Raw genomic sequence first — 10830 nt, forward strand, 5'->3', positions numbered from 1 at the left:
GCCGGTCACCGGTGACAGGAGGACGGCGGCGCCCGCGGGGGCGCCGCCGTCCTCCTGCGTCTCCTCCCTGCGCGCCCCGGCCGCCGGGTAGGTTCGACCCCCATGGGATACCTGCTGCTGTCCGGGGCCATCGCCGCCGAGGTCGCCGGGACCACCGCCCTGAAGTACAGCGACGGCTTCAGCAGGCTCGGCCCGTCGCTGACGACGGTCCTCGGCTACCTGCTCTCCTTCGCGCTGCTGGCCCAGACGCTGAAGTCGCTCTCCCTCGGCGCCGCCTACGCGATCTGGTCGGGTGTGGGCACCGCCGCCGTCGCCGCGATCGGGTGCGCGTTCCTGGGGGAGGGGATGTCCCTGACCAAGGCCGCGGGCCTGGTGCTGATCATCCTCGGCGTGGCGGTGCTGAGCCTGGACGGCGCCCACTGAGGCGGCGGCCGGCCGGCTTCCGGGCTGAGCGCGGACGGCGCCCACGCAGGGGCGGCCGGGCCCCGGGCATCGGTTCGCCCGTGTCAGCCCCCTCACGTTAGGTTTTGCCCATGACCGACACGACTGCTCCCCGCACCACCGGCGCCGTGGCCGCCGGACTCGCCACGATCGCCGCCGACGGCGCCGTCCTCGACACCTGGTTCCCCGCTCCCGAGCTGACGGACCAGCCCGGACCGGCGGGAACCGAGCGGCTGTCCGCCGAGCGGGCCGTCGAACTGCTCGGCCAGGGCGCGGCCAAGGCGGTCGGCCCGGACGCCCGGCGCGGCGTCGAGGTGGTCGCGGTCCGCACGGTCATCGCCTCGCTCGACGAGAAGCCGATCGACGCGCACGACGTCTACCTGCGTCTGCACCTGCTCTCGCACCGCCTGGTCCGGCCGCACGGGCTGAGCCTGGACGGCGTCTTCGGCTTCCTCGCCAACGTCGCCTGGACCTCGCTCGGCCCGGTCGCCGTCGACGACGTCGAGACGGCGCGGCTCAACGCGCGCGCCGAGGGCCTGCACCTGTCGGTGACGTCCGTCGACAAGTTCCCCCGCATGACGGACTACGTGGCGCCGAAGGGCGTCCGCATCGCCGACGCCGACCGGGTCCGGCTCGGCGCGCACCTCGCCGAGGGCACCACCGTGATGCACGAGGGCTTCGTCAACTTCAACGCGGGCACCCTGGGCGTCTCCATGGTCGAGGGCCGCATCTCCGCGGGCGTCGTGATCGGCGACGGCTCGGACATCGGCGGCGGCGCCTCCACGATGGGCACGCTGTCCGGCGGCGGCAACGTGATCATCTCCGTCGGCGAGCGCTGCCTGATCGGCGCCGAGGCGGGCGTCGGCATCGCCCTCGGCGACGAGTGCGTGGTCGAGGCCGGCCTCTACGTCACCGCGGGCACCCGCGTCACGATGCCCGACGGCCAGATCGTCAAGGCCCGCGAGCTGTCGGGCGCCTCGAACATCCTCTTCCGCCGCAACTCGATCACCGGCGCGGTCGAGGCCCGCCCGAACAACGCGGTCTGGGACGGACTGAACGAGATCCTGCACAGCCACAACTGAGCGTCCGCGGAGGCGAGTCGCCCGGATGCGCTTCTTACGGACGAGTGGCGGCGGCGAAGCGGGCGAGGGTCGCGAAGTCCGTCTCGCGCAGGCCGAGGCGCGGGTCGACGTGGTGCAGCAGGGCGGGCGCGGGGTGCGCGGCGCCGACGTACGCCGTGTCCGCCGGGCTCTGCTCGTCGTCCACCCAGGCGAAGGGGCGCCCGGCGGCGTACTCCACGATCGCCTCGGTCTTCCAGTGCACCCCGTCCGGGCGGCTCGCGAACAGGCCCGCGCCGAAGTCGACGTACGGCAGCTCCGGCAGGCCGACGACCGGGCCGATCCAGCGGTTCGCGGCGTCCATCCAGGTCGTGGCCCAGCACAGCTCGCAGCCGAGGTCCAGCAGCGCCGGGCCGTGCGAGGGGTTCAGCCAGACCCGCAGCGGCCGGCCCGGCTCCAGGGCGACCCGGATCGTCGTGTATCCCTCGGGGCGCCGCTCGGGGCGTGCCGCCCACGGGTTGAGCGGGCCGTCGACGTCCAGGAACAGCAGCGGGCGGCTCACGAGGCCAGCCTACGGCTCAGCGGCCGGGCGCGGCGGCCGCGAACCGCTCGCGGCCGCGCCCTGCGGCTTCCGGCCGCGTCTCCAGCGTCGAATGCCGCTGGGGCAGTGCTCAGTTGGTGTGGTCGCGACGGCTGAGCACCCGTCACGCGCCGTCTCCGGTCACTGCCCCAGGCGGTGGGCGCCGTCGAGGTGGGGCGTATCGCCGTCGGCGGCGGGGAACGGTATGGGCGTAGCGCATACGCGCGTGGGTCCCGCCGGTCTGAAGAGATTCTTACGGTGAGCGCCGGTGTGGATAAGCAACGCTTGACCGATGAGACGCCGAGTGAGCAGTGCCCTGTGTCCGACTCGTCCGGGATGCGTCACCATGGGCAGGAGTGACCGACGGGCAGTTCACCTCATGGGAGGCGTCATGAAGCTCGGCAAGGCACTGGCCAGCGGATTCGCGGAGGAGCGGAAGCGGGAGCGGCCGCAGGCCGTGGAGCGGCAGGCCGAACGTTCCGAAGAGGTCCCGGAGCCGCGGGCCGCCGCCGCGCCGGAAGAGGTTCCGGCCGCCCGATGAGACTGCGGCTGCCGGTGGAGCGCCCGGCGGAGCCGCCGACCGGATACAAGATCGCCCACCCGGTGCTGTCGCAGGACGGCGCCCGGGTCGCCTTCGCCGGGGTGTCGCTCGGCGGTGCGCTGCCCTACGGCGTCCTCGCCGACGCGGCCTGCGTCTACGGTCGGCGGCACCGGCCGCCCGCACGGCTGTGCGACTGCGGCTTCCACTGCGTGCACGACCGGGCGGCGGCCGAGGCGCTGCGGTGCCCGGCCGAGCACCGCACCGCCGTGCTGCTGGAGGTCTCGGTCCTGGGCGCCTATCTCCGCTTCGAGCGCGGCTTCCGCTACGGCCGCCAGCGGGTGCGCGCGATGGCGGTCGGCCCGTGCCGATGCGGGGCGCCCGCCGCCGCCCTCGCGGACGCGGGCGAGGGCAGGCCCGGTTGGCGGGTCCTGGCCGCCGCGTGCACGGGCTGCGTGCACGGCCGCGCCTCCCTCACCCTCCCGGGCTTCGCCCGGCTCGCCGGAGACGGGCTGCGCGTCGCGGCCGACGCCGGCCTCGGCGGACGCGGCGGCCCCGGCGCCCCCGAGGCGGACGGGACTGCGGCGGCGGCTGGTCCCGGCGGGCTCGGTGTGCCCGAACTCGCCGCGGAGGCGGCCCTGTTGCAGGCGCGGCTCGACTGGTTCCAGACCCAGCTCGCCCGGCTCGGCGAGCACGGGACCGGACAGGCGGGCCAGGGGTAGCGGCGGCGCCCCGGGGTACCCGGTCGGTCTGGACCGAGAGGAGGCGGGACACGTGACCGGGACCATCGATGCCAGGCCGGTTCGCGAGCAGCAGCGCCCTGGAGGCGACCACTCGGTGGGCGAGCTGGTCCACCAGGCGACCGAACAGCTCTCCCTGCTCGCCCGCCAGGAAGTGGCTCTCGCCAAGGAGGAGCTGACGGCCAAGGGCCGGCGCATGGGGCGCGGCGGAGGCATGCTGGGCGCCGCGGGCGCCGTCGCCTACGTCGGGCTGTTCGCGCTCGCCGGCACGGCCGCCGCCGCACTCTCCCTGGTGCTGCCCGTGTGGGCCGCGGCGCTCATCGTGACGGCCGCGCTGTTCGCGATCGCCGCCGTGCTCGCCCTCACCGGCCGCGCCCAGTTGCGCCGCGTGGGACCGCCCACACCGCAGCGGACGTTCGGCAGCGTGAGGGCGGACGTCGAGGAGATCAAGGAAAGGGCTCACCACCGATGACGGACAGAACGCAGGGGGCGGACGGCGGATCGGCACACGGTGTCGGCGCCAAGGGTCCCGACGAGCTGCGGGAGCAGATCGAGCAGACCAGGAACCGGCTCGGCGACACCGTGGAGGAGCTGGCGGCCAAGGCCGACGTCAAGGGGCGGGCCAGAGCGCGCGCCGCCGATCTGCGGGACAAGGCCGGCGCGATGACGGTCCAGCTTCGCAGCAGCGCCTCGCAGGCCGGGCACCGGGCCCAGGAGAAGGCGGCCCGCGCGGGCCACCGGGCGCAGGAGCGCGCCACCCGAGCCGGTCACCGGGCCCAGGAGAAGGCCGTCACCGCAGGGCACACCGCCCAGGAGGGCGCGAGCAGGGCGGGGCACGCCGCTCAGGACGGCGTGAGCAAGGCAGGGCACGCCGCTCAAGACAGCGTGAGTAAGGCAGGGCACGCCGCTCAGGGCGGGGTGAGCAAGGCGGGGCACGCGGTGCAGGACCGCACGGAGCGGGTGGGCGCGGCGGCCGGACGGGCCGGACGCAGCCTGCCGCGTTCGTTGGGCGAGGCCGTCCAGGCGTGCAAGCGTCATCCGCGCCCGCTGCTGATCGCGGCCGCGAGCACCGCGGCCGCGATCACCGCCGCGGTGCTGGTGCGCCGGCGCCGCGAGTGCCGCTGAGGCGGCGCGTCCGGCCATACGGTACGGAGCCGCCCGCACCCTCGGGGTGCGGGCGGCTCCGCCTGTCCGCCGGGACACCGCATCCGCCCCCGCCCCCGCCCTCGTCAGCCCGTTCGGCGGTCAGGGCCTCCGGCCGGCATTCGGGCTGGCGCGGGGCCCGTAGGTCGTGGGCGCGGAGGCTGTGAGCAGGCGCCTGCGATGGCCTGCGCGCCGCCGCCGCGTCTTGCTCTTGCGGCCGCCGGATCGCCCGACAGCCGAATTCCCCCTCGGCCTCCTCGGCCCCCTCGGACCGAGGAGCGGCGCGGGGCCCGGCTCTGAAGTCGGCCGCCCCGGGGCGCCGCGGCCCTCCGCGGCCGCCCCGGCTCCGGGCGTGCGGCTCCGGGCGTGCGGCCCCGGGCGTGCGGCCCCGGGCGGGCGGCCCCGGGCGTGCGGCCCCCGGGCGTGCGGCCCCGGCCGCCCCAGCCCCGGCCGCCCCAGCCCCGGGCGAGCCGCGCGGGACGAATGGCGCGCGGCCGGACGGATGCCTCCATCCGGCCCCGCCGTCCGCGTGCTACGGGCGGAAGCGCAGCACCTGCGGGTCGTGGTCGCTGATCTGGTCGTGGAACTCCGAGTTGACGTGCACGCTGTCGTAGTCGAAGTCGCCGTGGCGGATCGAGGGGCTGATCAGGATCTGGTCGAGAACCTGCTCGTTGCCCTGGTAGTCGTAGGTGAACCGCTCGCTCTTGGGCAGCGACTTGATCGCCGACCACAGCTCGCCGTCGCCTTCCATGATCTTCGCGGTGTCGGAGAACTCGAAGTCGTTCATGTCGCCGAGCGCGATCACCTCCGCGTTCCGCTGGACCGCGAGGATGTTCTTGACGAACGAGTTCACCTCCGTCGCCTGGAGGTGGCGCTCGGTCTCCGAGCTGCGCGTCGGCGGCTGGTACTGCGAGGTCAGCCCCTGGTCGCCGCCCTTGGAGGCGAAGTGGTTGGCGATCACGAAGACGGTGCGGCCGTGGAAGACGAACTCGCCGGCCAGCGGCTTGCGGCTGGACTTCCAGGCGTCGCTGGCGGGGTCGATCCGGCCGGGGGACGCGGTCAGCGCCGCCTTGCCGTTCACCTTGGCGACGCCGACGGCGGTGGTGGAGTCGCCGCCGGGGCGGTCGGTGAAGGAGACCCGCTCGGGGTTGAACAGGAACACCTGGCGGATGTTGCCGCCCGGCTCGCCGCCGTCCTGGTCGTTGACCGGGTTGATCGAACGCCAGTCGTACTTCGGGCCGCCCGCAGCGACGATCGCGTCGATCAGCTTGGTCACCGTCTGGCTCGCGTCCACGACGCCGTCGTCGGTGGCGCCGTCGTCGTCCTGGATCTCCTCCAGGGACACGACGTCGGGCGAGCGCAGGTTGTTCACGATCGCGGAGGCGTGGGCGGCGAAGGTGGAGTCCGACGGGTCCAGGTTCTCCACGTTGTACGTGGCCACCGCCAGCTCGCCCGGACCCTGCGGGCGGGTGCTCTCGCGCTGGAGGCCGGCGCTCTCCAGCGTGCCGAGGCGGCCGGCCACCAGGGTGTAGCCGCCGAACTGGTTGTAGTCCAGCGGGCCGGAGGTGGTCCCGGCGAGGGTGTCGCCCACGTTCGCGGCCGGGAAGTCGGCGGAGGCGCCCAGCGACTGTATCTGGAGCCTGCCGGTGTTCTGCGCGGTGTAGGAGCCGTACAGCGTGCCGCCGCGGCTGCTGCGGTGCTCGTGCAGCTTCACCGTCACCCACAGTTCGGCGTACGGGTCGGTGCCGGTGACCACGCGGGCGTCGGAGACCTGGACGTTCATGCCCTCCAGGGACTCGTAGTAGTCCAGGGCGTACTGCGTGGGCTGGAGGGGCAGGCCGTTGATCGAGCCGTTCGCGGCGGGATCGCCGGCCGGGGTGTAGGCGTCCGGCACCGAGCGCGCGTTCACGACCACGGGGGCCGGGACCGGGTTGCCGCTGGAGACGGTGGTGACGGCGGGCTTGGTGATCTCCGTGACCGACTGCCCGCCGGAGGAGGCGCCGCCCGGCACGTACTCGGAGACCGTGCCGGTGACGGTGACCGAGTCGCCGACGGCGGCCTGGGGGGCGGAACTGGTGAAGACGAAGACGCCCTCGCTGGTGGCCGGGTCGTCGTCCGGGGTCGGGTCCTGCATCCAGAAGCCCTTGGACGAGCCGTAGGCGCGCACGCCGGTGACGATCCCGGGCACGTCCGTGACCGTCTTGCCCGCGTACGGGGATATCCGGGTCGTGCCCTGGACGTCATGGATGCGCACGGTGTCCGCGTGGGCGGCTGTGGGCAGGACGATGAGCTGGACGGCCGCCGTGGAACAGGCGGCGGCGACGGTCAGCGCGGCGAGACGCGCGGAAGACTTGCTCGGCAACGGAAGATCCCTCCGGGGACGGGACAGGCGGCGGAACGAGGGTGCACAGGACGGGGTGGAGCGCGCGGTGCGGGTGGGACCGCGGGTGGGACCGGTGGGGCGGTGACGACGCGCGTAGAAGCGGGCGAACGTCCGCCCCCCGACTTTCTACGCGCGTCAATCTCCTTCCCGGCCGGGGGAGTTGTCAAGGTTTCGGCCGTGTACGGGGGCTGACGGGGAGATGAACCGGGCGGCATGGGTGGAAACCCGTCTAGGCTGAGCAGTTGAGTCGTTCAAGGCGTTCAGGCCCGAGGAGAACCAGCCGATGTCAGACAGGTCCCCGTTGCCGCCGGTGCGGCTGGCGTCCGAGCCGCAGCTCGCCCGGGACGCCCTCGCCGCCCCGCTGCTCGCGCGCGCGGCCCGGCTCGCCCGCTGGGTCGGTCCCGGCACCCGGGTGGACGCGGGCGGCGCCCTGCTGGAGGAGCAACTACCCTCCGCTGCCGAGGCGTTGGAGCTGACCGGGGACGACGCGGCGGCGCTGGCGAGCGAGGCGTGGCGGATCGCCGTCGACACCGGCCTGGTGGAGGTCGCCGACGAGGCGGAGGGCGCCGTGGCGGCCGGCGCCGAGCTGCGGCTGCTCACCGGCGGCTCGCCGCACGACGTGCTCGCGGTCTGGCTGACGGCGCTGGACGCGGTCCTGGCCGACGCGAGCGTGCCCGACCTGGACGGTCTGATGGACGCCATGGACGCGACCGGCGCGGCCAGCGCGGTGGACCTCTCCTCGCTCGACTGGGATCCCCAGGCCGAGGCGGAGTTCCTGGAGGGCGTGCTCGGCAACCTCTACCTGCTCAGCGTGGGCGAGGACGCACCCGCGGGCGGCCCGGTGCCGCTGCCCGCGCTGGCCGCCTCCATGATCGTGCCCAGCGATCTGGGCGAGCCCACCAACGACATGCTGGAGCAGGTCTCCGACGCGATGATGCGGCTGGACGACCAGTTCCGCCTGCTGGAGCCGGTGGGGCTGGTCGAGTACCGGCCGGTGGACGAGGCGCTGCTGGTCGACGCGGGGGAGCCCGGCGAGAGTGCCGCAGAGCCCGGCGAGGCCGCCGCCGAGCCGCCGGCGCCGGGAGCGGCGGAGGCGCCGGAGGACCTGGACGTCGCCCGGTACGGCATGGTGCGGCTCACGCCGCTCGGCCTCTACGGCATGCGGGCCCGGCTGCTGGACGCCGGCCAGGCGGCCCCGGCCCTCGGCGACCTCACGGACAAGGGGGCGGACGCGCTGCTCGACGGCACGGCCGCCTATCCGCCCGCCGCCACGCACGCCGAGACCGAGCAGTGGCTGGCCCACCGCGAACCGCTGACCGCCGCCCGCGAGTTGCTCGCCGCGGCGCGCGGCGCGGACGCCGGGGCCCCGCTGCGGCGGCTGCGCTGCCAGCAGGCCCTGTCCCTGGTGGGCGCCGCGGCCGAACCGGCGCTGCGCGAGGTGCTCGACGACCCCGAGCTGGGCGGCCTGGCCCGGGTCTGGCTCAGCGAGCGGGGCCTGGCGGACGTGCCCCCGCCCTCCCAGGACCTGATCTTCTGGCTCACCATCGACACCGTGGCGGCCCAGTTGGCCGCGGAGGGCGACTCCGAGGAACTGCACGCCCTCGTGCAGGGGCTCGCGGACCAGCACAGCGGCTTCTTCGCGGCCGCCTGGCGCGTCGACCACCCGCAGACCGCCGACGTGCTGGAGGCGGTGGGCCGGCTGCACCCCGACAAGCGCATCGCCAAGGAGGCGCGCAAGGCCGCGTTCAAGGCGCGCTCCGAGCGGCAGGACTGACGGGGCGTCACCGTAGGGGGAAGGGTGCGGGCGGGGTGCGCGCACCGGTCCGGGACAGGCGGGGCTGAAGCGGGAGAACAGGCGGGCTGACCGGGGAGTGTCCTCGTTTCGCGTCCGGACAGAATCCGGGGATGGTCACCGGCTCGTGAGGAGTATCGGCATGACGCAGGCCAGGCCCATGCGCGCGGACGCCCGGCGCAACTACGAGCGGCTGCTGAAGGCCGCGGAACGGGCCTTCGCCGAGCACGGGGAGAACGCGTCGCTGGACGACATCGCCAAGCGGGCCGGTGTCGGCTCCGGGACGCTGTACCGGCACTTCCCGAACCGGCAGGCGCTGCTGGAGGCGGCCTACGTCGACCGGATCGAGGCTCTCGCCGCGCGGGCGGACACGCTGTCCCGGCGCCGTCCGGCGGGCGAGGCGCTGACGCAGTGGCTGGAGGAGCTGTGCCTCGTCTCCCTCCAGGTGCGCGGACTCAGGGCGCTGCTCGGTTCCGCCGTGGCGGACGGGGGCGCGGCGGCGGTCACGGTGTGCGGGACGTCGATCAAGGGCGCCGCGACCCGCCTGGTGGAGGCGGCGCAGCGGGAGGGCGCCCTGCGCGGCGACGTGGAGCCCGTCGAGGTGCTGCGGCTGGCCCACGGAGTGGCGACCGCCTCGGAGCTGGCCGACGGGGAGGCCGCCCGCATCCGCCGGTATCTCACCCTGCTGATGCAGGGGTTGGGCGGCTAGGGCACTCGGAGGCGCCGTTGCGGCCGAAGGCGTCCCCAGCCGCAGCGGCTCTCCCGGCCGCGGCGGCGCCCCTCGGCGCCCTCGCGGCCGGGGCGCCCCTTGGCGCCGCTCCGCCCGCTACAGCGCTTCGGCGCCCGGCTTCACCATGTTGCGCACGGTGCGCGCCTTGACGAAGTCGCCCATCGCCGTCATGTCCCACTCCCCGGAGTACTGCCGGATGAGCTTGGCCATCAGCACGCCGGTCTGCGCCTCGGCGTGGGTGAGGTCGAAGCGGACCAGCTCCTCGCCGGTCGCGGCGTCCAGCAGGCGGCAGTATGCCTTGGCGACCTCGGTGAACTTCTGGCCGGAGAAGGAGTTCACGGTGAAGACCAGGCCGGTGACCTCCTGGGGGAGGGCGCCGAGGTCGACGACGATCTCCTCGTCGTCGCCCGCGCCCTCGCCGGTGAGGTTGTCGCCGGAGTGCCGCACCGCGCCGTTCAGGATGGACAGCTTGCCGAAGTAGCAACTGTCGACGTGGTCGCGCTGCGGGCCGTAGGCGATGACGGAGGCGTCCAGGTCGATGTCCGCGCCGCGGAACGCCGGCTCCCAGCCGAGGCCCATCTTCACGCGGGACAGCAGCGGGCGGCCGCCCTTGACCAGGGACACGGTCTGGTTCTTCTGGAGGCTGACCCGGCCCTTGTCCAGGTTGATCTTCCCGGCGCCCGGGGCTGCGGGCGCCGGGGCCGGGGGAGCGGGCGGCGTGACCGGGGCCTGCGCGGCGGGCTGCGGCGGGGCCGCGGGCGGCGCCGCGGCGGGCTGTGGCGCGGCGGCGGCCTGCGGGGCGCCCGGCTGCTGCGGGGCGGCAGTCGCCGGCTCCTCCACCGTCACCCCGAAGTCGGTCGCGATGCCCGCGAGGCCGTTCGCATAGCCCTGGCCGACCGCTCGGGCCTTCCACTGGCCGCCCCGCCGGTAGATCTCCATGACCACCAGGGCCGTCTCGGCGCCCAGCCGGGGCGGTGTGAACGTGGCCAGCACCGCGTCGTCGCCCGCGTCGCGGAGGGTGGCCGTGGGCTCGATGCCCTGGAACGTCTGCCCGGCGGCGTCCGGGCTCGCGGTGACGACGATCCGCTCGACGTCCGGCGGCACGGCGGCGGTGTCCACGGTGATCGCGTCCGGCGCGGCGCCGCCGCCCGAGCGGTAGGCCACGCCCGGCGCCGACGGCTGGTTGTAGAAGACGAAGTCGGCGTCGGAGCGCACCTTGCCGTCGGCGGTGAGCAGCAGGCCCGAGACGTCCAGCCGCACCGGGGCGGCGACGTCCACCGCCACGCGCACGGCGGTCAAGGGGATGTTCGAGCCAGGCGTCATAGCTGTCATACAGGGGGTAACGCACAAGGGCGCTTTACCGTTCCCTTACCCGCCGAACGGGTGAGGCGCCGCCGGACGGCTCCGACGGCCCCCCACCCCGTT

The 10830-nt window shown here is 74.7% G+C and carries 11 protein-coding genes; 8 read left to right on the forward strand and 3 right to left on the reverse strand.

Going from position 1 to position 10830, the window contains the following annotated elements:
• Nucleotides 1-102 precede the first annotated feature (102 nt).
• Together ABZ861_RS04130 and dapD are read left to right on the forward strand one after the other, a co-directional pair.
• Nucleotides 103-423, forward strand: a complete 321-nt coding sequence (locus tag ABZ861_RS04130; protein WP_361623300.1) for a multidrug efflux SMR transporter — start codon at nucleotides 103-105, stop codon at nucleotides 421-423.
• Between the two features lie 110 nt (nucleotides 424-533).
• The gene (gene dapD, locus ABZ861_RS04135) at nucleotides 534-1523 is read left to right on the forward strand and encodes a 2,3,4,5-tetrahydropyridine-2,6-dicarboxylate N-succinyltransferase (RefSeq protein WP_361623303.1); all 990 of its coding nucleotides are present in this window, start codon (nucleotides 534-536) and stop codon (nucleotides 1521-1523) included.
• Between the two features lie 34 nt (nucleotides 1524-1557).
• On the opposite strand, the gene ABZ861_RS04140 is transcribed toward dapD, so the two are convergent.
• Nucleotides 1558-2061, reverse strand: coding sequence for a hypothetical protein (locus ABZ861_RS04140; protein WP_361623306.1), 504 nt, complete (start codon nucleotides 2059-2061; stop codon nucleotides 1558-1560).
• 409 nt (nucleotides 2062-2470) lie between these two features.
• Between ABZ861_RS04140 and ABZ861_RS04145 the strand changes: the two genes are divergently transcribed.
• From ABZ861_RS04145 to ABZ861_RS04160, 4 genes are read left to right on the forward strand one after another with little or no spacing between them, the layout of a single operon-like run.
• Complete coding sequence (locus ABZ861_RS04145; protein WP_361623309.1) at nucleotides 2471-2620, forward strand: hypothetical protein; 150 nt, start codon at nucleotides 2471-2473, stop codon at nucleotides 2618-2620.
• Entirely contained in the window at nucleotides 2617-3339 is a 723-nt protein-coding gene (locus ABZ861_RS04150; protein WP_361623311.1) for a hypothetical protein, read from the forward strand. Before ABZ861_RS04145 ends, ABZ861_RS04150 begins: the two co-directional genes overlap by 4 nt.
• Nucleotides 3340-3391: 52 nt before the next feature.
• Nucleotides 3392-3829: a phage holin family protein gene (locus ABZ861_RS04155; RefSeq protein WP_361623314.1), complete on the forward strand. Its 438-nt coding sequence runs from the start codon at nucleotides 3392-3394 to the stop codon at nucleotides 3827-3829.
• On the forward strand, nucleotides 3826-4482 hold the full coding sequence (locus ABZ861_RS04160; protein ID WP_361623317.1) for a DUF3618 domain-containing protein: 657 nt from the start codon (nucleotides 3826-3828) through the stop codon (nucleotides 4480-4482). Before ABZ861_RS04155 ends, ABZ861_RS04160 begins: the two co-directional genes overlap by 4 nt.
• 550 nt (nucleotides 4483-5032) lie before the next feature.
• On the opposite strand, the gene ABZ861_RS04165 is transcribed toward ABZ861_RS04160, so the two are convergent.
• On the reverse strand, nucleotides 5033-6862 hold the full coding sequence (locus ABZ861_RS04165) for an endonuclease/exonuclease/phosphatase family protein (protein WP_361623320.1): 1830 nt from the start codon (nucleotides 6860-6862) through the stop codon (nucleotides 5033-5035).
• 304 nt (nucleotides 6863-7166) lie between these two features.
• Between ABZ861_RS04165 and ABZ861_RS04170 the strand changes: the two genes are divergently transcribed.
• Entirely contained in the window at nucleotides 7167-8657 is a 1491-nt protein-coding gene (locus ABZ861_RS04170) for a hypothetical protein (protein WP_361623323.1), read from the forward strand.
• A gap of 160 nt (nucleotides 8658-8817) precedes the next feature.
• Nucleotides 8818-9384, forward strand: a complete 567-nt coding sequence (locus tag ABZ861_RS04175; RefSeq protein ID WP_361623326.1) for a helix-turn-helix domain-containing protein — start codon at nucleotides 8818-8820, stop codon at nucleotides 9382-9384.
• Between the two features lie 117 nt (nucleotides 9385-9501).
• Here the strand turns inward: ABZ861_RS04175 and ABZ861_RS04180 are convergent, their stop codons facing one another.
• The gene (locus tag ABZ861_RS04180) at nucleotides 9502-10728 is read right to left on the reverse strand and encodes a TerD family protein (RefSeq protein WP_361623329.1); all 1227 of its coding nucleotides are present in this window, start codon (nucleotides 10726-10728) and stop codon (nucleotides 9502-9504) included.
• Nucleotides 10729-10830: the final 102 nt, after the last annotated feature.

The sequence above is a fragment of the Streptomyces sp. NPDC046985 genome (assembly GCF_040644415.1).
GTDB lineage: Bacteria > Actinomycetota > Actinomycetes > Streptomycetales > Streptomycetaceae > Streptomyces.

Excerpts from the sequence above, each read along its gene's own strand:
- ABZ861_RS04130 (WP_361623300.1), top strand. The coding sequence starts at position 103 with ATGGGATACCTGCTGCTGTCCGGGGCCATCGCCGCCGAGGTCGCCGGG.
- dapD (WP_361623303.1), top strand. The coding sequence starts at position 534 with ATGACCGACACGACTGCTCCCCGCACCACCGGCGCCGTGGCCGCCGGA.
- ABZ861_RS04145 (WP_361623309.1), top strand. The coding sequence starts at position 2,471 with ATGAAGCTCGGCAAGGCACTGGCCAGCGGATTCGCGGAGGAGCGGAAG.
- ABZ861_RS04150 (WP_361623311.1), top strand. The coding sequence starts at position 2,617 with ATGAGACTGCGGCTGCCGGTGGAGCGCCCGGCGGAGCCGCCGACCGGA.
- ABZ861_RS04160 (WP_361623317.1), top strand. The coding sequence starts at position 3,826 with ATGACGGACAGAACGCAGGGGGCGGACGGCGGATCGGCACACGGTGTC.
- ABZ861_RS04170 (WP_361623323.1), top strand. The coding sequence starts at position 7,167 with ATGTCAGACAGGTCCCCGTTGCCGCCGGTGCGGCTGGCGTCCGAGCCG.
- ABZ861_RS04175 (WP_361623326.1), top strand. The coding sequence starts at position 8,818 with ATGACGCAGGCCAGGCCCATGCGCGCGGACGCCCGGCGCAACTACGAG.
- ABZ861_RS04180 (WP_361623329.1), bottom strand. The coding sequence starts at position 10,728 with ATGACGCCTGGCTCGAACATCCCCTTGACCGCCGTGCGCGTGGCGGTG.